Annotated in this window: 24 protein-coding genes; 3 read left to right on the forward strand and 21 right to left on the reverse strand. The window is 71.1% G+C overall.

From position 1 onward, the window contains the following. Positions 1–149: 149 nt before the first annotated feature. Both ACFYQA_RS23915 and ACFYQA_RS23920 read right to left on the reverse strand, forming a co-directional pair. On the reverse strand, positions 150–800 hold the full coding sequence (locus tag ACFYQA_RS23915) for a TetR/AcrR family transcriptional regulator (protein WP_388921295.1): 651 nt from the start codon (positions 798–800) through the stop codon (positions 150–152). Beyond that, positions 801–1661 (reverse strand): alpha/beta fold hydrolase, encoded by an 861-nt coding sequence (locus tag ACFYQA_RS23920; RefSeq protein ID WP_388921298.1) that lies wholly within the window; start codon positions 1659–1661, stop codon positions 801–803. A gap of 187 nt (positions 1662–1848) precedes the next feature. Between ACFYQA_RS23920 and ACFYQA_RS23925 the strand changes: the two genes are divergently transcribed. Next, positions 1849–2721 carry a VOC family protein gene (locus ACFYQA_RS23925; protein ID WP_388921301.1) on the forward strand — a complete coding sequence of 291 codons (873 nt, stop codon included), beginning with the start codon at positions 1849–1851 and terminating at the stop codon, positions 2719–2721. Between the two features lie 77 nt (positions 2722–2798). Here ACFYQA_RS23925 and ACFYQA_RS23930 read toward each other — a convergent pair whose 3' ends face one another. The 5 genes from ACFYQA_RS23930 to ACFYQA_RS23950 all read right to left on the reverse strand — a co-directional run bounded on the left by ACFYQA_RS23930 (position 2799) and on the right by ACFYQA_RS23950 (position 6135). Then, entirely contained in the window at positions 2799–2987 is a 189-nt protein-coding gene (locus tag ACFYQA_RS23930) for a ferredoxin (RefSeq protein WP_388921304.1), read from the reverse strand. Continuing rightward, complete coding sequence (locus ACFYQA_RS23935) at positions 2971–3819, reverse strand: NAD(P)-dependent oxidoreductase (protein WP_388921307.1); 849 nt, start codon at positions 3817–3819, stop codon at positions 2971–2973. The genes ACFYQA_RS23930 and ACFYQA_RS23935 overlap by 17 nt, the downstream gene beginning before the upstream one ends. Before the next feature lie 81 nt (positions 3820–3900). Further along, positions 3901–4713, reverse strand: a complete 813-nt coding sequence (locus ACFYQA_RS23940; protein WP_388921310.1) for a mycofactocin-coupled SDR family oxidoreductase — start codon at positions 4711–4713, stop codon at positions 3901–3903. A 7-nt stretch (positions 4714–4720) separates the two neighbouring features. After that, complete coding sequence (locus tag ACFYQA_RS23945; RefSeq protein WP_388921313.1) at positions 4721–4993, reverse strand: hypothetical protein; 273 nt, start codon at positions 4991–4993, stop codon at positions 4721–4723. Beyond that, positions 4990–6135 (reverse strand): amidohydrolase family protein, encoded by a 1146-nt coding sequence (locus tag ACFYQA_RS23950; RefSeq protein WP_388921316.1) that lies wholly within the window; start codon positions 6133–6135, stop codon positions 4990–4992. Before ACFYQA_RS23950 ends, ACFYQA_RS23945 begins: the two co-directional genes overlap by 4 nt. Positions 6136–6338: 203 nt before the next feature. On the opposite strand from ACFYQA_RS23950, the gene ACFYQA_RS23955 reads away from it, so the two are divergent. Continuing rightward, positions 6339–7202 carry a mycofactocin-coupled SDR family oxidoreductase gene (locus ACFYQA_RS23955; protein ID WP_388921319.1) on the forward strand — a complete coding sequence of 288 codons (864 nt, stop codon included), beginning with the start codon at positions 6339–6341 and terminating at the stop codon, positions 7200–7202. 12 nt (positions 7203–7214) lie between these two features. Here the strand turns inward: ACFYQA_RS23955 and ACFYQA_RS23960 are convergent, their stop codons facing one another. The 5 genes from ACFYQA_RS23960 to ACFYQA_RS23980 form a co-directional block, all read right to left on the reverse strand. Then, the gene (locus ACFYQA_RS23960; RefSeq protein WP_388921322.1) at positions 7215–8195 is read right to left on the reverse strand and encodes an NADPH:quinone oxidoreductase family protein; all 981 of its coding nucleotides are present in this window, start codon (positions 8193–8195) and stop codon (positions 7215–7217) included. After that, entirely contained in the window at positions 8192–9439 is a 1248-nt protein-coding gene (locus ACFYQA_RS23965) for an acyl-CoA dehydrogenase family protein (RefSeq protein ID WP_388921325.1), read from the reverse strand. Before ACFYQA_RS23965 ends, ACFYQA_RS23960 begins: the two co-directional genes overlap by 4 nt. Next, positions 9436–10203 (reverse strand): SDR family NAD(P)-dependent oxidoreductase, encoded by a 768-nt coding sequence (locus ACFYQA_RS23970; RefSeq protein ID WP_388921328.1) that lies wholly within the window; start codon positions 10201–10203, stop codon positions 9436–9438. Before ACFYQA_RS23970 ends, ACFYQA_RS23965 begins: the two co-directional genes overlap by 4 nt. 11 nt (positions 10204–10214) lie before the next feature. After that, a complete protein-coding gene (locus ACFYQA_RS23975) occupies positions 10215–11363 on the reverse strand; it encodes an acyl-CoA dehydrogenase family protein (RefSeq protein WP_388921331.1) in 1149 nt (382 codons plus the stop codon). Between the two features lie 114 nt (positions 11364–11477). Then, positions 11478–12977, reverse strand: coding sequence for a FadR/GntR family transcriptional regulator (locus ACFYQA_RS23980; protein WP_388921334.1), 1500 nt, complete (start codon positions 12975–12977; stop codon positions 11478–11480). A gap of 212 nt (positions 12978–13189) precedes the next feature. Between ACFYQA_RS23980 and ACFYQA_RS23985 the strand changes: the two genes are divergently transcribed. Then, a complete protein-coding gene (locus ACFYQA_RS23985) occupies positions 13190–14425 on the forward strand; it encodes an acyl-CoA dehydrogenase family protein (protein WP_388921337.1) in 1236 nt (411 codons plus the stop codon). Between the two features lie 94 nt (positions 14426–14519). On the opposite strand, the gene ACFYQA_RS23990 is transcribed toward ACFYQA_RS23985, so the two are convergent. The 9 genes from ACFYQA_RS23990 to ACFYQA_RS24030 all read right to left on the reverse strand — a co-directional run bounded on the left by ACFYQA_RS23990 (position 14520) and on the right by ACFYQA_RS24030 (position 25202). Continuing rightward, positions 14520–16199 (reverse strand): OB-fold domain-containing protein, encoded by a 1680-nt coding sequence (locus tag ACFYQA_RS23990; RefSeq protein WP_388921340.1) that lies wholly within the window; start codon positions 16197–16199, stop codon positions 14520–14522. 12 nt (positions 16200–16211) lie between these two features. Beyond that, positions 16212–17357, reverse strand: coding sequence for a thiolase family protein (locus ACFYQA_RS23995; protein ID WP_388921343.1), 1146 nt, complete (start codon positions 17355–17357; stop codon positions 16212–16214). Beyond that, a complete protein-coding gene (locus ACFYQA_RS24000) occupies positions 17354–18610 on the reverse strand; it encodes a CaiB/BaiF CoA transferase family protein (protein ID WP_388921346.1) in 1257 nt (418 codons plus the stop codon). The genes ACFYQA_RS23995 and ACFYQA_RS24000 overlap by 4 nt, the downstream gene beginning before the upstream one ends. Continuing rightward, on the reverse strand, positions 18607–19371 hold the full coding sequence (locus ACFYQA_RS24005; RefSeq protein ID WP_388921349.1) for a crotonase/enoyl-CoA hydratase family protein: 765 nt from the start codon (positions 19369–19371) through the stop codon (positions 18607–18609). The genes ACFYQA_RS24000 and ACFYQA_RS24005 overlap by 4 nt, the downstream gene beginning before the upstream one ends. A gap of 25 nt (positions 19372–19396) precedes the next feature. Beyond that, a complete protein-coding gene (locus ACFYQA_RS24010; protein ID WP_388921352.1) occupies positions 19397–20713 on the reverse strand; it encodes a MaoC family dehydratase N-terminal domain-containing protein in 1317 nt (438 codons plus the stop codon). A gap of 36 nt (positions 20714–20749) precedes the next feature. Then, positions 20750–22246 carry a class I adenylate-forming enzyme family protein gene (locus ACFYQA_RS24015; RefSeq protein WP_388921354.1) on the reverse strand — a complete coding sequence of 499 codons (1497 nt, stop codon included), beginning with the start codon at positions 22244–22246 and terminating at the stop codon, positions 20750–20752. Between the two features lie 132 nt (positions 22247–22378). Next, positions 22379–23497, reverse strand: a complete 1119-nt coding sequence (locus ACFYQA_RS24020) for an acyl-CoA dehydrogenase family protein (protein ID WP_388921357.1) — start codon at positions 23495–23497, stop codon at positions 22379–22381. Positions 23498–23520: 23 nt separating this feature from the next. Beyond that, complete coding sequence (locus ACFYQA_RS24025) at positions 23521–23988, reverse strand: VOC family protein (RefSeq protein WP_388921360.1); 468 nt, start codon at positions 23986–23988, stop codon at positions 23521–23523. A gap of 14 nt (positions 23989–24002) precedes the next feature. Further along, entirely contained in the window at positions 24003–25202 is a 1200-nt protein-coding gene (locus tag ACFYQA_RS24030) for a cytochrome P450 (RefSeq protein ID WP_388921363.1), read from the reverse strand. Positions 25203–25221: the final 19 nt, after the last annotated feature.

The following is a 25221-nucleotide window of genomic DNA, read 5'->3' on the forward strand; positions in this document are numbered from 1 at the left end:
GGGGGGGGGGGGGGGGGGGGGGCCGCGGGGCGGGGCCCCCGCGCGCCCGCGGGGGGGGGGGCGCCCCCCCCCCCCCCCCCCCCCCCCCCCCACGCCCGTTGTCCGCCACGCCCCTTGTACGTCCATGAGCGTCCATGGGCGCACAAGGGTCACGCGTTCCGGTCGCCGTAGGGCGCGAGAATCAGGCGCACGGCGAGTCGCAGGTCCGCCTCCACCTGCTGGGGCGAAGTCTCCTCGGTCTGGGCCGCCACGAACAGGCCCCACCAGCTGTAGAGGAGCAGCCTGATCGTGCTGCGGTCCTGGTCCCGGGGTTCACGGATACCGAGCAGCCGCAGGATCGTCAGCCCGAGGCAGCTGTCGGCGATGTCGTAGCGGTTCGGGATCGCACTCGCGTACTCGGTGAAGGACGACAGTGCCACGGCCGAGGCAAGCAGTGGACTGTCCAGCAGCTTCACGGTGAGCGCGATGAGTGTGTCCGCCACGTCGCTCGCCCCGTCGGCGGTGGCCGCCTCGCGGTAACCCTCCAGGAACATCTCGATGTGCCATTCGAGGACTGCCGTGAACAGATGTGTCTTGGACGGGAAGTAACGGTACAGCGTGGCGATCGCGACGCCGGCCTCCTTGGCCACGTCGAGCATCTGCACACCGACGAGCCCTTCACGCGCCCCGAGTTCACTGGCGGCCCGCAGGATGGCCACCCTGCGGGCGAGCTGCCTGCGCGACACCGGAGCGGCAGGCTGCCGCGGCTCGGCGGTCCTCGCCACACCGTCTCCCATGTCGTCGAGTGCTCCCGCAGACACTCAGGAGGTCTCCGGGCGGGTCAGGAACGCCAGGACCGCACTCTCCCAGGCCGCCTTCTGCTCGATCATCGCCCAGTGCCCGCAGTCGGGCAGCACGTGCAGCTCCGCCTTCGGGATGGTGCGCATCGGCAGTAGCGCGTTGTCCAGGGGTGTGACCCGGTCGTCCCGGCCCCACGTTAGCAGCGTGGGTGCGGTGATCTTGTGGAGAGCTGCCCAGACCGGCTGGTCGGAGTGGGCCTGCGCGGCGAGCATCGCCGCCATCGCGTCACGGCCGTAGATCCTGCGGGACGCTTCGAGGGTGGCAGGGTCGGTGGCGCTCTGCCAGCGCTCCTCGACGAGCTCGTCGGTGAGGAGCGCTGGGTCGTGGACCATCGACCGCAGCCACTGGACGAGCGCCTCGCGGGTCGGGTTCTCGGCGAACTCCACGAGGAGGTTCAGGCCCTCGCTGGGCGCGGGAGAAAGGATGTTGCGGCCCACACCGCCGATCGTCACGATCCTGCCGAACAGGTCCTTGCGTGCGACAGCGAGACCGACCGCGACATATCCGCCCATGGAGTTGCCGATGACGTCGACGTGCTCCAGTCCCAGGCCCTGCAAGAAGCGCAGCACCGCCTTCGGAGCCGCGACCATCGGGTTCTCGGCGGTCGCGTCGCTCACGCCGAAGCCGGGAAACTCCAGGGCGAGGCAGCGGAACCGCCGCGCCAGCACGGGAAGGTTGTGACGGTAGTTGCGCCAGCCGGTGACCCCTGGTCCCGAGCCGTGCAGCAGCAACAGGGGTGGTCCTTCGCCCGCCTCGTGGTAGCGCAGAGTGCCCTCTTCTGTGTCCAGCTCGCGCAGGGTGTCCTCTGCGGTAAGTGTCATGGCTGTGCCCTCCGGTCGACAGGTGACAGCCAGGTTTCCGTGCCCCGGTCCGTCGGCGTGCCGACGGCTCCCGATCAGTGGGACGGGACCGGGCCCCGGGCGCGCCCGGCTGATTACCGTCGCCCGAGGGGGCGGGACTCGGGGGCCCGCACCGACCGGCACTTGACCACTGTGATGGGAGATACGAATGGGCGTTCGCTCGCTCGGATATCTGCGGCTGGAATCCACCGGCATCGAGAAATGGAAACAGTTCGGCGGTGACTTCCTGGGGCTGATGCCCGTGGAGGGCCCGTCTCCCGAGTCGCTGTACTTCCGGCTGGACGGCCATCCGGCCCGCATCGCGGTCTCCCCGGGTGCGCAGGACAGGATGACATCGCTCGGCTTCGAGGTCCTCGACGAGAGGGAACTGGCGTCCCTGGTCACGGATGTCGAGAAGGCCGGCATCAAGGTGACCGCCGGCACCGAGGCCGAGTCCCAGGAGCGCCGGGTCACCGGATTCGTCCACTTCAGCGACCCGGGTGGCAACACGGTCGAGCTGTTCTACGGACCCATTCTCGACCATGTGCCCGTCAGCACACCGCTGGTGTCGAAGTTCGTCACCGGTGACATGGGCTTCGGCCACGTCATCATCTCGGCCGAGGACGCGCGGGCGACGTTCGACTTCTACGTGAACGTCCTCGGCTTCATCGAGCGCAACACGATGCGGTCGCCGGCCGGCACGACCTGGTTCCTCGGCTGCAACCCCCGGCACCACACCCTGGGCATCACGCCGATGCCCGGTCCGGGGCGCCTGCTGCACTTCATGGTCGAGGGGGCGACTCTGGACGACGTGGGGCTCGCCCTCGACCGGGCGGCGAAGTACGAGATCCCGATGATGCACTCGCTCGGCAAGCACACCAACGACCACATGGTGTCCTTCTACGTGTGGTCGCCGGAGAACTACGCCGTCGAGTTCGGCTGGAACGGGCTGCAGGTCCCTGAGCCCGTGCCCGTCTACGAGATCACCGACGGCGCCTTCTGGGGCCACACGTTCACTCCGCCGCCCCAGCCGCCGAGCTGAACCGACGGCCACCGGCCTGGGCAGGCCGGTGGCCTTTCTCGTTGCCCGGTGGAGCGTTCGAGCGGTCGGTGGGCCGCTCAGTGGAGGGTGATCGCCCGCTCCGGGCAGGCCCGTTCGCCGTCCCGGGCGGCCTCCTCCAGGTCTTTCGGCACCTCACCCTCGATGACCAGTGCATAGCCGTCGTCGTCGAGCCGGAAGAGTTCCGGGGCAGCCGCCGCGCACCGGGCGTGCCCGGAACACGCTGTCGTGTCAACGGTGATCTTCATCGAACCGCTCCGTTCTCGTGGTTGACGGGTCGCCGAGGCGCATCGGCCCGTCGTGCGCCGCGGCCAGCAGCGTCGTCAGGTCGGCTCCGGCTTCGGCCGCGACGGCACGGCAGGCCGCCACGTCCTTGCGCAGGTACGGCGTGACGGTGGCGGTGAAGGGCTCGGCCCCGCCGCGGGCGGTGATGTACCGGCCCGCCGTCGAACCTCCGCTGCCGGCCGCGAGGGCTTCCAGCAGAGCGCTGTCCTCGACGCCGAGCACCCTGCCCGCTTCCAGTGTGCGCAGGGTCAGTTGGGAGATCGCGGCGAACAGCAGGTTGTTGAGCAGCTTCACGTGCAGGGCGGAACCGCGCCCGCCCGTCGTGAGCACGGGACGGGCGTACGCGCCGACGACCTGACGGGCCGGCGCGAGATGCCCGGGATCGCCTCCCAGGTAGACCACCAGACGGCCGGCGCGCACCGCGTCGGGCGTACCGCTGAACGACGCGTCCACGATCGCGGCCCTGCCCCCCGCCGCGTAGGTGTCCAGCCGGTCGAGCGTGCCGGGTAGCCCGGTGGTGTGCGACACGAGCACTGTGCGCGCGTCCATGGCCTCGACGATCTCGGGCAGCACGTCGAGCATCTGCGCGTCGCTGTAGAGGCAACTGACCACGACGTCGGAGGCGGCCACGTCGGCTGCCTCGTCCACCGGCTGCGCCCCCGCGGCCGAGAGCCGGCCACGGACCTCCGGCCGTCGCGCGTACAGGCGGACCCGGTGACCGGCCGCGAGCAGTCGCTCGACCATGGGCTCACCGATTTGACCGGCGCCGAGAAATCCGACCGTCAGCGTACCCAACTTCCCTCCCGGGTCTCGGATTCGACGGATGTGTGGCCTTCACCGGATGCGTGGCCTTCGACGGGTGCGTCACTGCCGTGGCTACGGTTTGTTCGTCGATCCGGCGTCCACGGTGAACTGGAGCCCCGTGACGTACCGCGCCTCGTCCGAGGCCAGGAACAGCACAGCGTTCGAGACGTCCCGCGGTTCGACGTACGGCGCGAGGGGGTTCATCGCGGCGAGCGCGAACAGCGGTTCCTGTGCGGCGAGTTCCTCGACCGGCACGCCGACGGTGATGCCGGTGTCGCTGACCCCGGTGGGGTGGACGGTGTTCACCCGGATCCGGTGCGGGGCGAGTTCGTTGGAGAGGGCCTTCATCAGCCCGACCACCCCGTGTTTGCTCGCCACGTAGTGGGCGTACGGCACATGGCCCCGGATGCCGGCGGCGGAGCTGGTGATGATGACGGAGCCGCCCTCCCCTGCCTCGATGAGATGGGGGATCGCGGCCCGTGCGGTGTTCCAGGCGCCCTTGAGGTTGACGTCCACGACGACGTCCCAGGCTTCCTCGGACAGCTCCCAGGCGGGTCCGATGCTCATGACGCCTGCGTTGGCCACGACGATGTCGAGCCGGCCGAACTCGGTCGTCGCCGCGTCGACGGCGGCCCGTACCTCGGTGACCGAGCGGACGTCGGCCTGTACGGCGAGGCACCGACGGCCCGTGGCCCTGACCGACTCGGCGGTCTCCTCGAGCTGTTCCTTGGTCGCCAGCGAGTACGGCAGCTCGTCGCTGATGTCGTGGCAGACGTCGGTGACGACGATGTCCGCGCCCTCCTCCGCCAGCCGTACGGCGTGGGAGCGGCCCTGACCCCTCGCCGCTCCCGTGATGAGTGCGACCTTGCCTTCTGTACGTCCCATGCGCACCTCAGTTCCTCGTGTTGTCGGTCAGTGCGTCGGCGGCCTCGCGCAGGGCGCTCAGCCGCGTTTCGATGAGTTCCCGCTCGGCCTGGCCGGGGTCGGGGTGCGCGTCGGAGCCGGAGTCCGCGTCGAAGCCGGAATCGGAGCCGAGGTCGCCCAGTTCGGCCAGGTGGGCCTCGGTGGCGGCGATCTCCTCCCGGAGCCTGCCGTACGCCTCTTCGCGGGTCAGCAGGTCCAGGTCGGTCCAGTCGGACCGCTCGGGCTCGGGGCGCCCGCTCACGCGGGAAGGTTGTAGAGACGGCGGGTGTTCAGCTCCACGATCTTGTGGACCTCGTCGTCCGGCACGTCGGCCAGCACCTCGGCCGCGTATGCGCGGCTCTTGGGCCAGTACGAGTCGGAGTGCGGGTAGTCGCACTCCCAGGTGATCTTGTCGACGCCGATGTGGTGCCGTACCTCCACACCGAAGCGGTCGTCGATGAAGCAGCCGTGGAAGTGCTTGTGGAACAGCTCCGAGGGCCGCACGCGCTGGTTGACGTTCTGGTAGAAGCGGTGCCGCTCCCAGGTGCCGTCGCTGCGCTCGAGGAGGTACGGGATCCAGCCGATCCCGCCCTCGGACAGCCCGATCTTCAGCTCGGGGTGTCTGTGCAGCACCGGGGAGAACAACAGGTCCGCGGTGGCGTACATCGAGTTGCAGCCGAACAGGGCGATCGTCACCGCGAACGGTGCCTCCGGGGCGGTTTTCGGCGCGGCGCCCGAGGTGCCGAAGTGCAGGCACATCGGCATGCCGGTCTCCTCGGCCGCCGAGAAGACCGGGTCCCAGTGGTCGGTGTGGAAGGACGGCAGCCCGAGCGGCGCCGGGTTCTCCGGGAAGGAGATCGCCTTCGCGCCCTTGGCCGCGGTCCGCCGGATCTCGGCCACGCAGGCCTGGACGTCCCACAGCGGAAGGATGACCAGCGGTATGAGCCGGCCCGGCGCGGTGGCGCACCACTCGTCGAGGACGTAGTCGTTCCACGCCTGCACGCACAGCCGGGCGAGTTCGAGGTCCTGCCCCTCCAGGAACACGGTCCCGGCGAAGCGCGGGAAGGACGGGAAGCACAAGGCCCCCCACACCCCGTCCAGGTCCATGTCACGTATCCGGGCTCCGGGGTCGTAGCAGCCCGGGATCATCTCGTCGTAGCGCGTCGGTTCGAGACCGAACTCCTCGGGCTTCTTGCCCGCCACGGCGTTCAGCCCGAGGTAGGGATAGATGCGGCCCTCGTACGTCCACACCTCGGCCGGCGCCTCACCTTCTCCTCGCGCCCGCTCGATGATCCGCGGCCCCGCCTCCCGGTACTTGGCCGGCAGCCGGTCCGACCACAGCCGGGGCGGCTCGATCAGATGGTCGTCGGTCGACAGCAACTTCATCCAGGGTTGCAACGGCATCGTGGTGCTCCCTCGAACGCAAGCGGTACAAAGCCACGGACCAGCGCGGCACCGGCCCGGGAACGTTACACCCGGTCACCTATTGCGTGCACTGTATGGGTCCCGCTGAGTGGGAGCCTGCCCCTCGATTACCATTCGAACCTGCAAGGCTACTAGCGGAACTCTAATTGAGGTCACTCTTTTGCGACGGAAGGAGACCCTCGATGGGTCGAGTGGACAACAAGGCCGTCTTCATCACGGGTGCCGCGCGGGGACAGGGGCGGGCGCAGGCCCTGCGACTCGCCGCCGAGGGAGCCGACATCATCGCGGTCGACCTCTGCGAGGACATCGCCACCAACGGCTACCCGCTGGCCACCCGGGACGACCTCGACGAGACCGTGCGCCAGGTCGAGGAGCTGGGGCGCCGGATCGTGGCCCGCAGGGCCGACGTACGGGACCCGGCGGCGCTCAGGGCGGCCGTGGCCGACGGGGTCGCGGAACTCGGACGGCTCGACGCCGTGGTCGCCCAGGCCGGTATCTGCCCACTGGGACCCGGACAGGGCCCGCAAGCCTTCCTCGACGCCGTCACCGTCGACTTCAACGGCGTCGTCCACGCTGTCGACGCGGCCTTCCCCCATCTGCCCGACGGTGCCTCGATCGTCGCGACCGGATCCATCGCCGGGCTGATCCCGGCGACCACGGACAACCCGGCCAACGGGCCCGGTGGACTGGGCTATTCGTTCGCCAAGCGACAGGTGGCCGCCTTCGTCCACGACCTCGCCACGGTCCTCGCCTCCCGGCGGATCCGCGTGAACGCGCTGCACCCCACGAACGTCAACACCGACATGCTCAACAGCGACGTCATGTACCGGTCGTTCCGGCCCGACCTCGACAACCCGAACCGTGAGGACGCCCTGCCGTCGTTCCCGGCGACGACCGGCTTCGGCATTCCCTATGTCGAACCCGAGGACATCGCGGACACCGTACTCTTCCTCGTCTCGGACGAGTCCAGGTACGTCACTGGTATGCAGATGCGCGTGGACGCCGCCGGATACGTCAAGCGGCGCCCCCAGCTGCCCACATTCTGAGGGCGGCCGGGCTCACCCGTCCACCAGATCCAGGACGACCTTCCCGGTGGTGCGGCGCTCGGCCACGTCGGTCAGCGCGTCGGCGACGCCGGCCAGGGGATGGACCCGGGAGACCAGCGGACGCATCCCCTCGCGCACCATTCGGGCGAGGGCGCGGTCCGCGGCGGCGACCGCGTCCGGCGCGTACCGGCGCACCGTACGGATCTCGAAGCCCCGCACGACCAGGTCCTTGAGGAGGACCAGGTTCAGCGGGATCCGCGGGATCTCTCCGTCGGCGTAGCCGACCGTGACGAACCTGCCGCCCCGCCGCAGTCCGCGCAGGGCGGCCTCCGCGTACCGCCCGCCCACCGGGTCGATCACCAGGTGGGCGCCCTCGCCCCCGGCCAGTTCACGGATGCGGAGCTTGAGATCCTCCCGGACATAGTCGACGCCGACGGCGGCGCCGAGCTTGCGGGCCACCGCGAGCCGCTCCGCACCGGACGCGGCCGCGACCACGCGCATGCCGAGCCGGGTCGCGATGTCGACCGCCGCCGAACCGACGCCGCCGGCCGCTCCGAGCACGGCCACCCACTCCCCCGCCGTGCCCTGCCCGACGGTGACCAGGGAGTGGTAGGCGGTCGCGTACGTCACGTGGAAGGCGGCGGCATGGACCATGTCGAGGCCGTCGGGGATCTGGCGCAGGCTCGCGGCGGGTACGACGACCTGCTCGGCGAAGGCGCCGGTGAGGACCGCCCCGGCCACGGGGGATCCGACCGGGGGCCCTGTCACGCCGGGTCCCAGAGCGGCGACGACGCCGGCGAACTCGCTGCCCGGCGTGAACGGCAGGGGCGCCGGCACCTGGTAGCGGTTGGCCGTGATCAGCACGTCCGGGAAGTTGACGGCAGCCGCGTGCACCCGGACGACCACCTCCCCCGGACCCGGCTGCAGGTCGTCGAGTTCGACGACGGTGAGGTCCGCGGGCGGCCCGTACTGCGTACAGCGTGCTGCTCTCATCGCGTCCTCTCCGCGGTCGGCATCGCCGGGTCCCGGGGCAGGCCCAGCACCTGCTCGGCGATGGTGTTGCGCTGGATCTCGGCCGTGCCCGCCCCGATGGTCGAGGCCCGGGTGCGCAGGAATCCCCAGACCCAGCGCCCCCCTTGGACGGCGTGCGGGTCTCCGCGGCCGAGGATTCCGTACGAGCCCAGCAGGTCCACGGCGAACTCGTGCAGGTCCTGCTCGAACGTCACGATGAACAGCCTCGACGTCGACGACGCCGGTCCGGGCTCGCCCTTGGCCATGATGTCGGCGATGGTGCGCATCCCGGTGAAGCGCATGATCGACACCCGTATCTCGAAGTCCGCGAGCCGGTCGCGCACCAGCGGATCCGCTGTCGCCCCGCGCTCACGCGCCAGCTCGATCAGCTCGTCCAGCACGCGCCGGTACAGCGCGGCCTGGTTCATCGCACCGGCCGCGCGCTCATGGCCGAGGCTCGTGCGCACCAGCGGCCAGCCGCCGTTCTCCTCGCCGATCCGGTGGGCGGCCGGGACGCGGACGTCGTTGAAGAAGATCTCGCAGAAGTGGGCGTCCCCGGTGAGGTCGCGCAGCGGCCGTACGGTGATCCCCGGGGCGTGTGCGTCGACGAGGAGGTAGCTGATCCCCTCCTGGCGCGTGCCGGGCGGGCCGGTGCGGACCAGGGTGAAGAACACGTCGGCGATGTCGGCCGCGCTGTTCCAGACCTTCTGCCCGTTGACGACGTACTCGGCGGCGGGATCGTCGGGACCGCCGCCCTCGCGCCGTGCGGTCGTGCGCAGCGCGGGCAGGTCCGACCCGGCCTCCGGTTCGGAGTAGCCCTGCGCCCACACCGTGTCGCCGCGCAGCATCGGCCGCAGGAAGCGCTCCTTCTGCTCCGCCGTGCCGTACTTGATGAGAGTGGGAGCCGCGATGCCGAGTCCGGTGCCCAGCGGTCCCGGGACCCTGGCGCGGGCGTACTCCTCCTGATAGATCACCTGGCGGGCGAAGCTCAGGTCCATGCCGCCGTACTCGCGCGGCCAGCTCGGCCCGGCGTGACCGGCGTCGTACAGCATGGCCAGCCACCTCTTCTGCCACGCGAGGCGCTCGGCGGGGTCCTTGGGGCGACGGCCGGGGTGGTGCTCCGTGAGGAACACGCGCAGGCGGACGCGGTACTCCTCATCGGTCTCCGTCCGGTCCTCGTGACGTTCCCGCACGGCCGACGTCGTCTCCCCACCTCCCCCGCTCACCGCGGAGCCATACGGATGGCGCCGTCGAGGCGGACGGTCTGGCCGTTGAGGTAGGGGTTCTCCAGCATCTCCACGGCCAGGCGTGCGAAGTCGTCGGAGTCGCCCAGGCGCTTGGGGTGCGGCACGGCGGCGGCGAGGCCCTCGCGGATGTCCTCACGGAGGCGGCCGAGCATGGGGGTGTCCATGACGCCGGGGGCGATGGTGTTCACCCTGATCTGCCAACTGGCCAGATCGCGGGCGGCGACCAGAGTCATACCGTGCACCCCGGCCTTGGCCGCGGTGTAGGAGGTCTGGCCTATCTGGCCGTCGAACGCGGCCACCGAGGCGGTGAGGACGACGGCACCGCGGTCGCCGTCGACGGCCTCGTTCTCCGCGAGGCGGGCGGCGGCCAGCCGCAGCACGTTGTACGTGCCGACGAGGTTGACCCGTACGACCTCGGCGAACGTGGCGAGTTCGCCGGGTGTGCGGTCGCGGTCGATGATCCGGGTGCGGTCGCCGCCGCGGCCCGCGCAGTGCACGACGAAGCGCAGGGGGCCGTTCTCCCGGGCGGCGTCGAGGGCTTCGGTGACCCCTGCCTCGTCGGTGACGTCCGCGCGGACGAAACGCGCGGCCCCGCCGAGATCGGCGACGGCCTTGACGCCCTGCTCCTCGGAGATGTCGGCGAGGACCACGCGGCCGCCGCGGCCGATGATCCGGCGTGCGGTGGCCAGACCGAGCCCGGAGGCGCCGCCGGTGACCAGTGCCGAAGAACCGTCGATGTGCATGAACACACTCCTCACAGACCGAGGGACTTGCTGATGATGGTCTTCATGACCTCGCTGGTGCCGCCGTAGATGCGCGTCACGCGAGCGTCCACGTAGAGCCGGGCGATCGGGGATTCGAGGATGTAGCCGTAGCCGCCGTGCAGCTGGAGGCAGCGGTCCACCACCCGGCCCTGTGTCTCGGTGCAGAACAGCTTGGTCCTGGCCGCGTCCACGGAACTGAGTTCGCCCGCGACGTGCGCGGTGAGAGCCGCGTCGAGGAGACACTGTGCCGCCTCCGACTCGGTGGACATGGAAGCGAGTTCGAACTTGGTGTTCTGGAAGTGGGAGAGCGGTTCGCCGAACACCACACGCTCGCGGACGCAGGAGACGGTCAGGTCGATCGCGGCACGCGTCTGGGCGACCGCTCCGACCGCGATGGCAAGGCGCTCCTGGGCGAGGTTGCGGCCGAGGTGGGAGAAGGCCGCGCCCTCCTCGCCGAGGAGGTTGGCGGCCGGGACCCGGACGTCGGCGAAGGAGAGTTCCACCGTGTCCTGGACGGGCAGTCCGATCTTCTCCAGCTTCCGCCCGACCGTGAATCCGGGCATGCCCTTCTCCACCACGAGCAGGGACAGCCCGGCCCGCCTGTCGTCGGGATCGGTGCCGGTCCGGGCCACGACGACGACCAGTTCGGCGTGGTGTCCGCCGGTGATGAAGGTCTTGGCCCCGTTGAGCACGTAGTGGTCGCCGTCACGGACGGCACGCGTCGTGACACCGGCCAGGTCGGACCCCGCGCCGGGCTCGCTCATCGCGATCGCCGTGTACAGCTCGCCCGTGGCCAGGCCGGGGAACCAGCGGGCCCGCTGCTCGGCGTTCGCCAGCCCGGTGAAGTACGGGACGACGACGTCGAGGTGGGTACGCAGGCCGCCCAGAGTCACGATCGCACGGGCGCACTCCTCCTGGATGACGACGTTGAAGCGGTAGTCGTCCTGGCCGCCCCCGCCGTACTCCTCGGGTATCGCCGTGCCGATGATGCCCAGCTTGCCCATCGCGGTGAACAGTTCGCGGGGGACCAGGCCGGCGCTCCGCCAGTCCTCGTACGCCGGAGCGACCTCGCGGGCGATGAAGTCGCGGACCAGGAGGCGGAAGTCCTCATGGTCCTGCCCGAACAGCGACCGGCGCATCGGATCTCCTTCAGCTCGACCTAATTGAGTGTACGTAATTATCTCGCACTGACACAGCAGAACACCCCATGCGCCGGAAAATCGCATGGGGTGCCCTGAAAAAGTATCCCTAAATCAGTGCCACCAGGGGATAAGGGCGTCCAGGTGACGCCGCATGCGATGCCGCGCGAGCCCGGCGTCCCCTTCCAGGATCGCGTCGAGGACACGCTGGTGGACGTGCTGGACCTCTTCGGCCGCGGTGTCACCCGGCAGCGGCTGGTCGTGACCGGCCGCGTGCCGGCGGAACAGTTCTGTGATGATGGAGAGGAACAGTGACAGCACGGGGTTGTGGGCCAGTTCGGCCAGTTCGGAGTGGAACAGGTCGGCCTTGCGCGGGTCTTCGGCGGGGCCCTCCGTGGTCCACCGCACGGCCCTGGCCAGACGTTCGGCCACCTGGGCGTCGCCCTCGGCCTGTTGAGCGGTGACCCGGGCGACGACGCCGAGTTCGATGGCGTTGCGGACGATCCGCAGATCGTCGGCCGCGACACCCTGGTACTCCAGGAAGAGCGCCATCGTGTCGATGCTGGCCTGCGGTTCGGGTGCGGCGACGACCAGTCCGCCGCCCGGCCCGCGGCGCATCCGGGCCACCGAGTGGTACTCGAGAAGCCGGACGGCCTCACGCAGGACGGCACGGCTGATGCCGTAGCGGGCAAGCAGATCGGTCTCCGAGCCGAGCACCTGTCCGACCTGCCAGCCGCGTGCGGCGATGTCGTCGTGGATGCGGGCGGCCACCACTTCGGCGAGCTTGGCTCCCGGGCCCTCGACCCGCTGGGGTTCGACCACGCCGCCCGCGATCCGCGGTCCACGTCGCACCCGGTGCTTCTCGATCCAGGCGGCCACCGACTCCAGGTGTGCCGTCAGCGCGGTCTGCGCACGCGCCCCGTCACCGGCGATCACGGCGTCGACGACCGCGCGGTGCGCCTGGTGCGAGGTCTCCTTCGCCCTCAGCATCTCCGCCCTGGAGAGCCGCCGGGAAGTATGCGCGTACCGCGCGGTGAGGCGGGTGAGCACGTCGATGAACAGGTGCAGCGCCGGGTTTCCCGACAGCTGACCGAGCATCGGATGCAGCGGGTCCTGGGAGTGGACCCCGGGCTCGTCCCAGTGGGCGCGTTCCTCGTCGACGGTGGTGCGGAGAGCGCCGATGCCGTCCTCGGTGATCCGGTCTGCGGCCAGTCCGGCGGCGATCGGCTCCAGCAGGAGGCGGGCATGGAGCAGGTCGGCGACGCTGGTGCCGACATACTCCAGGTAGATCACCATGGCCCGGGTCGCCGGACCGGCGTCGGGCGCCGACACGAACAGACCGCCGTTCGGCCCGCGTCGCATCCTGGCGACCTGGTGATGCTCGACCAGCCGCACGGCCTCGCGGAGTACCGCGCGGCTCACTCCGAAGCGCTCCCGCAGATCGACTTCGGATCCCAGTGACTCCCCGACGGGCCAGCCCCTGCGGATCACGTCGGCCTCGACACGCTGGGCGATCTGCGAGGCCAGAGTGCCGACCCGTGCGTCGGTCCCGCCCACGTCGGAGTCGGGCTCCGGCTCACTGTCGGCGGGGTCGAGGCCGGCGGCGGTCGCCATGGGGCAACTCCTCAGACGGGGGACTTCGAGACCTCAGTCTAGTTGCCCCGAAGGCCGTCGATGTGCGCCTCGAAAGTGCACTCTTTCATCCGGCAGCGGTATGAAGCCCATGGACGCCCTCTGGCCCGCTCGCCGATCCGGCCATTAAAGTGACCTCATCCAAGCATCGGAACTCCGACCGCTGGTCTTTGACGGCCGCCGGCCGATGACCGATGACTGACTCCGACGACGAGGAGCGGACAGCGATGCGGCTGGAGTCGACTCCGGAACTCGAAGCGTTCCGGAGCAAAGTACGGGCCTTCGTCGCGGAGCACGCTCCCGGCGTCAAACGGCACGCGGGCGTACGCGCACCCGACCCCGGTCTCATGCCGGCGATCCGCGAGTGGACCGCGAGGCTGTACGAGGCGGGATTTCTCGGCATCGACTGGCCGGCCGAGTACGGCGGTCGGCCCGACGCGCATCCGCTCGAACCGTTCGTCGTGGCCGAGGAGATCGCCCGGGCCCGCACCTGGCCGCCGGTCGGGGCGGCCTCCCTCGCGTCGGCCGCTCTCATCGAGTTCGGCACCGACGAGCAGCGGGCCCGCTTCCTCCCCCGTGTCCGCGCCTGCGACGACGTGTGGTGCCAGCTGTTCAGCGAGCCGGAAGCGGGCAGTGACCTGGCATCGCTGCGGACCCGGGCGCGCCGCGAGGGCGAGGGCGACGACGCGGTGTTCGTCGTGGACGGTCAGAAGGTGTGGACCACCAACGGGCAGCACGCCGACATGGGTTACCTGCTGGCGCGCACCGACCCCCAGGCTCCCCGGCACAAGGGCATCACGGCGTTCGCGCTGGACATGCGCAGCCCGGGGGTGGACATCCGGCCGCTGCGTGAGATCACCGGGACCACCGACTTCAACGAGGTCTTCCTCGACGGTGTACGGATCCCGGCCGCACAGGTGATCGGCGAGGTGAACGACGGCTGGCGGGTCGCGATGAGCAGCCTCGGCCATGAGCGTTCCGGTGTGGCTGCGCGCGGGGTCGAGCTGTTCGCCGTACTGGACGGCCTGCTGCGGCTCGCCCAAGAGACGGAGGTCGGCGGCAGGCCGGCGCTCGACGACTCCGCCACCCGTCAGGCGATCGGCGCCCTGGCCACGCGGGTCCAGGTCAACGCGGCAATGATCGGCCTCTCCCAGTCGCGGATGCTGGCCGGCACGGAACAGCCCGCCGACGCGCTTCTGGGCAAGATCTTCTTCAGCGAACTCAACCACGACCTCGTCGAGTTCGGCCTGAGGCTGCAGGGCACCGAAGGGCTGCTCACCGAAGGCGACCCGGCCGCGGTCACCGACGGCTGGTGGCAGGACGCGCACCTGTACTCGCGTGCCTACACCATCGCGGGCGGGGCGAACGAGATCCTGCGGACGCAGATCGCGGAGCGGGGGCTCGGGCTGCCGCGCGAGCCCCGGCGATAGCGCCGGGGCGGCGCGCCGCGTCGCGGCGGAGGCGGCGCACGGTTGCTGCGCCTTCCGCGGACGTACGACTGCCGCGCCTTCCACACGCGTACGGTTACCACGCCCTCCGCAGCAGCATCGCCCCGGACGGCACCCCGCCGCCGGCCGTGACCACCGCGACCCGCGCGTTCCGCACCTGCCGTCCGTGCGCCTCTTCGCGCAGTTGCAGCATGGCCTCGCGGACGAATCCGTAGCCGTGCAGCCGGCCGGCGGACAGCTGCCCTCCGTGCGGGTTGAGGGGCAGCTCGCCGTCCAGGGCGATCGTCCTGCCGCCGGCGACGAAGTCGGTGGCCTCCCCCGGCCCGCAGAAGCCGAGGCCCTCCATCCAGGACAGGGCGTTGAAGGTGAACCCGTCGTAGAGCAGGGCTACGTCGACGTCGGCGGGCGTGAGATCGGTGCGGGTCCACACGTGTGCGGACGGGCCTTGCGACTGGGGCACATGGGTCAGCGTGTCCTGGTCCCAGCTGAGCCGTTCGAGGATCGCCGTGCCGACGGCCTCCACCAGGACGGGCGGCCGGGGGCGGTCGTAGGCGGTCTCGACGGCCGAGACGATGACGGCCACCGCGCCGTCGCAGGGCACGTCGCAGTCGTAGAGTCCGAACGGCGTGGTGACCATGCGGGCGTCGTAGTAGTCGTCGGGGGTCAGCGGGTCGCGGTAGAGCGCCTCGGGGTTGCGGGCCGCGCCCGCCCGCGCGGTGACGGCGATGGCGGCCAGCGCCTCGCGGCCCACGCCGTAGCGGTGCATGTAGTGCGAGGCGTTGCAGCCGATCCACTGTGCGGCCGACACGGCACCGAAGGGGGTGCGCCACTCGAACATACCGGTGGCACGGCCTCCCGCGGGGAGCCACTGTCCGGAGCGGACCAGCGCGGCGTGGGACGACTCCCAGACCGTGCGGAAGCACAGCACATGGCGGCACAGCCCGGAGGCGACCGCGAGCATGGCGGCGGTGATCGAACCGATCTGGCCGGGAACCTCACGGGCACCGTTGACCCAGGTGGGCCGTAGTTGCAGCGCCTCGGTCAGTGCGGTGGTCCCGCCCTCGCTGAAGCCGTCCGGGCTCGGCCCCGGGTAGGTGGACAGCCCGTCGATCTCGTCCAGGTCCAGGCCCGCGTCCGCCACCGCGGCCAGACAGGCGTCGACGGTGAGCGACAGGGGGTCGACCATGAGCCGCCTGCCCACCTGCGACTGTCCTACGCCGGTGAGCGCCACCCGGTCCTCGTACTTCCGGGGGGAGGCCATCGGCCGCAGGGCGTTGCGGACCTCACGGGGTTCGGGCAACGGGCCCGGGGTCGTGGCATCGGGATCCGGCTCGAACAGCGGGAGGTACACCTCGGCGTCCGCGTCGGGCCGCGCGAAGCGCACCCGGACCCGCATACCGATGTGCACCCGGTCCGGCTCGCAGCCGACGATGTTGGTCGTCAGACGGGCCCGGTCGTCCTCGGCGAGCGCGACCACCGCCACGACGTACGGCGGCGGAAAGGACGGCAGCCAGGTCTGGTGGGTGACGGTGAATCCGACCACCACCGCGCTTCCCGAGACGGGTTCGAGCTTCAGCGCCGGCCCGCGGCACGACGGGCAACGGGGCAGCGGCGGGTGGCAGTACCGCCCGCAGTCGCCGCAGTGCGTGATCCGCAGCACGCCGTCGGCCCCGGAGCGCCAGAACTCGGCGCTGGCCAAGGTCGGTTGGGGCAGAGGTGGCTGGGGCACGGCCGGCGGAGGCGGGGTCAGGTCCATGGCGTACGTTCCTCAGCCCACGAGCTCTATGACAGTCGCGTTCGCCGTGCCGCCGCCCTCGCACATGGTCTGCAGACCGTAGCGGAGGTCGCGGCGCCGCATCTGCGCGAGCAGTCGGGTCAGCAGGATCGCTCCGGAGCCGCCGAGCGGATGGCCGACCGCGATGGCGCCGCCCAGCGGGTTCAGCCGCTCGGGGTCGGCGCCGGTCTCCGCCAGCCATGCCAACGGAACGGGCGCGAACGCCTCGTTGACCTCGAACACGCCGATGTCGTCGACGGAGAGCCCGGCCCGGCGCAGGACCTTCGCGGTCGCCGGGATCGGGCCGGTGAGCATCATGACCGGGTCCGCGCCGCTCACCGCGCCGCTGTGGTAGCGCGCGAGAGGGGTCAAACCCAGTTCGCGGGCGCGTTCCGGGGTGGTGATGAGCAGGGCGGCCGCGCCGTCCGAGATCTGGGAGGAGTTCCCGGCGTGGATCACGCCGTCCTCCTTGAACGACGGCTTGAGACCGGCCAGCGTCCCGGCCGACGTGCCCCGCCTCAGCCCCTCGTCGACGGCGAACTTCGTGCCGTAGGCCTCGACCGGCACGATGTGGTCCTCGAAGACGCCGTCGTCGATGGCGGTGGCGGCCTTGGCATGCGAGGCGGACGCGAACTCGTCCAGTTGATGTCGGCTCAGTCCCCAGCGTCGCGCGATGAGTTCGGCGCCGAGACCCTGGCTGAACTCGATGCCGTCGTAGCGTTCGAGGACAGCGGGACCGTACGGCATGCCCGTGACCCGGTGCGAGCCGAGCGGGACCCTGCTCATCGTCTCCACGCCACCGGCGACAACGAGGTCGTACTGGCCCGCCATGACTGCGTGCGCGGCGGAGTCCACCGCCTGCTGGCTGGATCCGCACGCCCGGTTGATCGTCACCCCGGGCACGTGTTCGGGCCAGCCGGCGGCGAGTACGGCGAACCGGCCGATGTTGCTCGACTGGTCGCCGATCTGGGTCACGCACCCCCACATCACGTCGTCCACGGTCGCGGGGTCCACGCCGGTGCGCTCCACCAGTGCGGTGAGCACCCGGGCCGACAGATCCGCCGCGTGCACCGTGGACAGCGAGCCGTTCCGCTTGCCGATGGGGGTGCGTACGGCGTCGACGATGACGGCGTCCCTCATGAACGGATCCTTTCGTTCGGGTTGTCGCTCTGGACAGCCGGGCCGGGGTCCCGCACGGCCGGACCGTTGCTCCGCAAGGCCGGATCAGCGTCGTCCAAGGCCGCTTGCAGGCTCTGTACGGCGGCGCCGCTGTCGACCAGGTCGTCGATGCCGCCCACCTCCCAGTCCCGGAACACGGCGCGGGTGTCGGCGCCGACGGCGGGTGCGGTGGTGCCTGCGTTCGACGGCGTGGCCGAGAAGCGGGGGGCGGCGGCGGGCCGTACGACGCCGTCCCGAGTGACCAGGCTGCCGCGAGCGGCCACATGCGGGTGGGCGGCCGCCTCAGTGAGGCTCAGGACGGGCGCGACACAGGCGTCGGTCCCCTCGAACAGCGCCGCCCACTCGTCCCGGGTGCGCTCCGCGAACCTGTTCGTGAGGCGGCGGCGCAGTTCCGGCCAGGTGGACCGGTCGTGCTGCAGGTCCGGGTCGGCGTCGAGACCGAGCAGCTCGACCAGCCGCCGGTAGAACTTCGGCTCCAACGCGCCCACCGCCACATGCCCGCCGTCCCGGGTCCCGTACACGGCGTAGAAGGGCCATCCGCCGTCGAACCGGTTGACGCCCCGTTCGTCGGTCCACTCGCCGCGCCCGAGCTTGGCAAAGGTGCTGGCGAGCAGATGGGCGGTCCCGTCGACGATGGCCGCGTCGACGACCTGTCCCCGGCCCGTACGCCCGGCGGCGTGCAGCGCGGCCAGTACGCCGATGACGAGGTAGCAGCCACCGCCCCCGAAGTCGCCCACGAGGTTGAGCGGGATCCGCGGCGGACCGCCCGCCTCCCCGATCGCGCCGAGCGCACCGGTGAGGGCGATGTAGGTGAGGTCGTGCCCGGCCGCCGCGGCGAGGGGGCCGTCCTGGCCCCAGCCGGTCATCCGGCCGTACACCAGGCGGGGGTTGCGGGCCAGGCAGGCGTGCGGGCCGACGCCCAGCCGCTCGGTGACACCTGGGCGGAATCCCTCGATCAGCACGTCGGCGCGCTCGACGAGGTCGAGGAGGGCGGCGGGCGCGGACGGGTGTTTCAGGTCCAGCACCACCGATCGCTTGCCCCGGTTGAGTACGTCGGCCGGTCCGCCCGCGCCCGGTTCGTCCGCGCGTCCGGGCCGGTCCACGCGGACGACTTCGGCCCCCAGGTCGGCGAGGAACATACCGGCGAACGGTCCGGGGCCGATCCCGCCGAGTTCGACCACCCGGCAGCCTGCCAGCGGGCCTGCCGCCGTCATCGTCCCTTCCACACCGGCGGCCGCTTCTCGGCGAACGCCGCGGCCCCCTCCCGCGCGTCCTGCGAGGCGAACACCGGCGCGGAGATCTCGACCTGCCTGGCCCACCCCTCCTCCAGCGTCCAGTCGGCGGTGGCGCGGGCGATCTGCTTGGTGGCCGCGACGGCGAGCGGCCCGTTCGCCGCGATCGTCCCGGCGAGTTCCAGAGCGCCGTCCAACGCGCCTCCCTCCCCGGTGAGCCGGTTGACCAGGCCCACCTCGGCCGCACGTACGGCGTCGATCGGCTCACCGGTGAGGAGCAGTTCCAGCGCGACGGCGAACGGGATCCTGCGCGGCAGATGCAGCGCCGCGCCGGCCCGCGCGACCAGCGACCGCTTGACCTCCGGCACTCCCAGCCGGGCCGTACGGGCCGCGACGACGAGGTCACAGGCCAGCAGCAGTTCGAATCCGCCGGCCAGGGCCCAGCCCTCGACCGCGGCGATGAGCGGCTTGCGGGGCGGGGTCACGCTGATCCCGCACAGTCCGCGGCCCTCGATGGCGGGTGTCTCGCCTTTCAGCCACGCCTTCAGGTCCATCCCGGCGGAGAAGGTACCGCCCGCGCCGGTGAGCACACCGACGCGCAGTCCGCCCGACTCGTCGAGTTCGTCCACGGCGGCGGCCACCCCGGCGGCCACCCGGGCGTCGAGCGCGTTCTTGACCGACGGGCGGTTGATCGTGATGACCTGGACCGCACCGCGGCGCTCCACCAGCACCTCGTCCGACACGTTGCCTCCTTGGGTGTTGCCGGTGTTATCGGCGTTGACGGTGTTGTTCACGCTGACCGGTCACGGCGAACCGGGCCAGTTCGTGGGCGACCATGCCCTCCAGGTCCGAGGCGGGCGGCGCCGGTGGTTCCACGGGGCGGTCGCGGGTCGGCAGGAGCACGACGGCCGTGCCGGGGGTCGTGACCTCGCCCCGCTGGTTCTCGCAGCGCACCTCGACGTGCACCTCGCCGCGCCCGTCCGTCCACCGCTTGTCGACGACCGTGCCGCGCACCCAGGTGGTGTCGCCGAGGTAGTTGAACCTGCGGTGCTCGCAGCGCAGTTGCCACAGCCAGCCGTCGTCGCCCATCCAGTCGGTGAGCAGATGACACAGCCAGGTCTCGCGCATGCCCCCGTAGTCGTAGGGGTTCGGCAGGCCGAGCTCACGGGCCCGCTCGGGCTCCCAGTGCAGGCGCTGAACGGTGTCGGGGATGTTGAGCGGGTTCGGCGGGTAGAGGCCCGGGGCCTTGCGGCGGATCCGCGCGGCGATGCCGAACACGCCGGGCGGGGTGAGCTGCATGCCCCAGCCGAGATGCCAGACGACCACGTCCGTGGTGGTCAGCGGCCCCTTCACCCGCGGCTGCAACTCCTCACCGATCTCGACGTCCTCCCAGTGGCGGGGCTCGGCGCCGCGCCTCGTCTCGGCCGCGTACGCCGCGTCGATCACGTGGAGCTGGTCCGCCGTGTAGGGCTCCTGTACGAGGCGCTCCTTGGCCCGCTCCTTCGAGGTGTGCCGCTCGGCGTTGATCCAGGTGCCCCGCCGCAGGGCGTGCGGTTCACCGTGCCCGTCGGCGTACAGGTAGTCGCGGACGACGTGGGCGGAGCGTCCGCCGAAACTGCTGCGCCTCGGACGCACACCCACCTGGGTCTCCAGCACCCGGCAGCGGTCGCCCAGTCGCAGCGGTCGCCACCACTCGAACTCCATCACCGCCTGGTAGGAGCCCAGCCCAGCGAAGGGGTCGCCCCTCAGCAGCGCCTTCGTCTGCGGGTCGGGCTGCGGGGCGGCGTCCTCCCCCATGGTGTAAAGGAAGGTGGGCGGCGCGAGAAGGGAGCCCCACCTGGTCTTCTTCCCGTACTCCGGATCGCAGTAGAGGGGGTTGTCGTCGCCGTAGCCGAACGCGAAGTGGCGTGTGCCGTCCCGGGTCACCTCGTAGTTGTGCGGCGGGTTGCGCTGGGGGACCGGGATGCCCAGGCGGCGCCGGGAGCGCTCGATCGCCTCGTCGGTCAGTACGCCGAATCCGTCGGAGCCTCCCGTCCCGGTGTTGCCCTCCCGGCCCGTGCCCGTCTCCGTACCGGTGCCCGTCATCGCAGCTCCTCCTGGAACACTCGAACGCTCGGACCGTCAGGCCGTCGTGGGATGCGCGAGCCGGGCGCGCACGATGTCCAGCAGCTCCACCCGGCTCACCTTGCTCGACGGCGTACGCGGCAGTGCGTCGACGACGACGATGTGCGCGGGCACCTCGTACGGCATGAGCTGTCCGCGGCACAGCGCGACGAGTTCGGCGACCGCCGGGGACGGCCGCCCCGGTTCGGTCTCGACCGCCGCCACCGGCACCGCCCCGAGTCGCACGTCCGGCAGCCCGGCCACCGCCGCCTCCCGCACCGCCGGGTGGGTCTCCAGCACCCGCTCGACCGTCTCCGGCTGCACCTTGAAGCCACCGCGGATGATGGCGTCGTCGGCGCGTCCCGCGATCCATACGAAACGGTCGGCGTCGATCCGGGCCCGGTCACTGGTACGCACCCAGGTCCGGCCGCCCTGCGTGCTCTGTTCGGTGCGGACCTCCAGGCGCCCGGTCCGGCCGGGCGGAAGCTCGGTGCCGTCGTCGCCGGTCACCCGCAGTTCGACGCCGGGAAGGGCACGTCCGGCACTGCCCGCCTTCCGCTCCCACCACCTCTCGTGCAGTGGGAGCGTCCAGCCGGCGACCGCGCCGGCGAACTCCGTGGCGCCGTAGGTCATCAGGACCGGGATGCCGTACTTCCGGAAGAACGCGTCGGCGAGCTCCGCCGGGCAGGGCGCCGTACCGGAGGTGACCGCCTGAAGACTCGCCAGCCGCTCCCGGGGTACGTCGGCGTCGAGCACGGCGCGGATCGCCGCGGGCACCAGGCTCGCCGCCCGTAACGCGTGCCGTTCCACGGCGTCGGCCCACGGTTCGACGGCGAATCTCGGGAGCAGGAGCATGCGCCGCCCGGTGGCGAGGCAGCCCAGCGCCCTCCACAGTCCGCCGATGTGCACGAGCGGGGTGGCCACGAGCGACGCCGAACCCGACAGCAGCCTGCCGCCCTTCGGCGTCTGTCCACCGGAGACGAGCGCCTGGTCCAGCTGCTCGTCGCGCAGGTGGACCCGCTTGGGTGGGCCGGTCGTACCGGAGGTGAGCATCTCCACGGCGACACCGGTACGGGCGGCGGGGTCGACGGGTGCCGCGCCGCCGGTGTGGCGTACCGCGCCGTCGGCGTCCAGTCGCAGGGCCGCCCCGTGCGCGGTCACCGCGGCCAGCACCGCCTCGGACGCCGGGGGTTCGGCCCCCAGCACCACGACGGGCGGTGCGCAGCGGGTGACGTCGGCCGCGAGCCGTGCCGCGGGCTGGAGCGGGCTGAGCATCACCAGGCAGCGCCCGGAGGCCAGGACCGCGGCGACCACCGCGACATGCTCGGGCCGGTTCTCCAGTACGACACCGACGCGGGCCCCGGCACCCGGTCCCGCGGTGTCGAGCGCGTGGGTCACGTTCCTCGCGGTCTCCTGCACCTGCCCCCAGGTCCACCAGGCGCCGTCGTGCTCGATCGCCTCGGCGTCGACGGGCGCCTCGGCCAGCAACCGGAACAGTCGGTCGCGAATTCCCACGTGATCAGCCTTTCAGGAGGCCAGGGCGACACACCGCATCACCTAGAGACAGAGTGCACTCTATTGGTCTCAACGTGGGCCGTCGGGCGACATTGACCTTATTTAAGTATACTTAATTAGCAAGATCGCCTGTCAGATCCCGACCAGATCTGCCAGCCGGGCGCGGTGCTCCACCGGACCTCCGAACAACTGCTCACTCGACTTCGCCCGCTTCAGGTACAGGTGCGCGTCGTGCTCCCACGTGTAGCCGATGCCGCCGTGGATCTGGATGTTCTCCTCGGCCGCGTGACTGAAGGCGTCGGAGCAGTAGGCGGCGGCCAGCGCGGCCGGCACCGACAGCGCGGCCGGGTCCCGTGCCGCCACGGACGCGGCGTGGTACGCCGCCGAGCGCGCTCCCTCGACCTCCAGCAGCATGTCCGCGCACTTGTGCTTGATCGCCTGGAAGGATCCGATCGGCCGGCCGAACTGCACCCGCACCTTCGCGTATTGCACCGCCATGTCCAGGCATGCCTGTGCCCCGCCCACCTGCTCGGCGGCCAGCGCCACCACGGCGAGGTCGACCACGGTACGCAGGTACGCCGAGGCGTCGCCTTCGGGCCCGACCCGCAGCGCCGGGGCGCCGTCGAGGTCGATCCGTGCCAGCCGCCGTGTCGGGTCCAGCGCGTCGAGCCGCCTGCGGGACACCCCGGTCGCGGTACCGTCCACGGCGAACAGTCCCGGCCCGGTGTCGGCGCGCGCCACGACGAGAAGCAGGTCGGCGGTGTGACCGTCGACCACGAACATCTTGGTGCCGGACACCGTCCAGCCTCCGCCGTCCCGCTTCCCCGCCACAGCCTCGACGTCCGTCGGCCGCCATGATCCGGCCACCTCGGCCAGCGCCAGGGTGGCGGTCAGTGAGCCGTCGGCGATCGCGGGCAGCCAGCGCTCCTTCGCCCTGTCGTCGCCGGAGACGGCGAGGGCCCGGCCGGCGAGGGCCACCGTCGCGAAGTACGGCGATGGCGTGAGAGACCTCCCCAACTCATCCAGCACGATGCAGAGTTCGACGAGGCCGTCACCGGAGCCTCCGTACTCCTCCGGTACCCCAAGGCCCTGGAGCCCGAGTTGGCCGGCCATCTGCCGCCACACCGCCGGATCGTGACCCTGCGCCGGCTCCATCCAGCGGCGCACCGCGGCACTCGGTGACTTGTCCGCCAGGAAACGACGCAGCGTCGCCCGTAGTTCGTCCTGTTCCTCGGTGAGTATGGGTGCCACCTGGTTCCTCCACGTCCGGGTCTTCAGCGCGGCGTTCTGTCCCGCAGGTAGGCGGAGAAGTCCGGCACCCGGGCTCGATCGACGATCTCGATCCGCACGCCCGAGGGGTCCAGCAGATAGGCGAAGATCGCCGGGGCTCCGTCGACCACCGCACAGGCCTCCAGCGCGAACCCCGCCTTCCGGAGCCGCTCGGCCGTCTCCGGGACGTCGTCGCAGAAGTAGCCGAGGTGATGCGGCGCCGACTGCGGTTCCGCCGCCCACGGAGTCCCGGGAATCTCCTGTACGAGCTCTATGTACGGGGCGTCGAGGGAGAACGCGTAGCGCATCCGGAGCACCCGCTCGCCCTCGGCCAGCCGGACCGGCAGCTCGGCGGACATCGTCCCGGTCCACCGGTACCCCGCGATCCCGGTCATCGCAAACTTCGACGCCTCCAGGTCCGGCACCACGATGCCGGTGTGGTACAGGTCCGTGGCTCTCAGGGGATGCGTCACGGCATGCGGCCCGCTCACCACGCGAGCCGCAGGGACTTGATGCCGTACATGTTCCCGTGCTGTTCCAGGTCCTGCCCCGGCACGAGCCGGTAGTCGGGGATCCGTTTGTGCCACTCCTCGACGGCCACGTTCAGTTCGAGACGTGCGAGGTGCGAGCCCAGGCAGCGGTGGGGGCCGGAGCCGAACGCGATGTGGTTGGTGGTCTCCCGGCGCGGGTCCACCTCCAGCGGGTTCTCGAACCGCTCGGGGTCACGGTTGGTGACCGCGAGCGGAAGCATCACCATCTCGCCCGCCCTGACCGGGCAGCCGCCGATCCGCACGTCCTTGGTCGCCTTGCGGGCCGGCACGACGAACGAGTAGACGCGCAGGGTCTCCTCCACACTGGTCGCGATGAGCGAGGGGTCGGCGACGATCGCCGCCCGCAGCTCCGGGTGCGTGGCGAAGTGGTACAGGGCCCAGCCGATCGAGATGGGGACCGTGTCGAAGCCGGCCTGGAACATCAGGATGCAGAAGGCGTGCATGTCCCGGTCGTCGATCAGCTCGCCGTCGATCCGCCACGTCATGGCACGCGACAGCAGGTCGTCCCGCGGTGTCTCCCGGCGCAGTGCGATCTGCTCCTCGAAGTAGTCCGACACGGCGTTCATGGCGGCCATCTGCCGGGCGCCCTCGGGGTCCTCGCCGTGGGCGAGGTGCAGGAGGTCGTGCACCCACGCCAGGAACATGGCCAGGTCGTCCTCGGGCAGGCCCATGAGACGCATGAAGATCAGGGTGGGGAAACGGCGCGCGAACTCGTCGAGGACGTCGGCGCCACCGCTGTCCTTCAACCGGTCGATCATGTCCGCCGCGACCTGCCGGACCTCCGTCTCCCGTGCCGCGACGGCGTTCGGCGAGAAGTCCTTGCCGAGCAGGCGCCGCCACTTGGTGTGCAGGGGCGGGTCCAGCATCTCGGGGATCCACAGGAACCGGGGGTTGGGTTCGAGGGCCGTCACCGACGTGTTGGAGAAGGTCCGCCAGTCCTGCAGCGCCTCCTGTACGGCCGCGCCGTCGGTGACGACCCAGTAGCCGCGCGCCATGGTGCTCCGGAAGCCGGAGTGGGCACGGGCCATCTCGTCCCAGCGGTGCTGGTGACTGAGGATCGGGCCGCCGAGACGGTTGTCGAAGTGGTACGCGGGCACACCTTCGTGGGTTCCGTCGGGTTCGAGGGTCGTACTCATCACGGGTCCTCTCTTCGTT

Origin of the sequence: Streptomyces sp. NPDC005774, from assembly GCF_042871645.1 — a bacterium.
In the GTDB taxonomy this organism is placed as follows: Bacteria; Actinomycetota; Actinomycetes; order Streptomycetales; family Streptomycetaceae; genus Streptomyces; species Streptomyces pratens.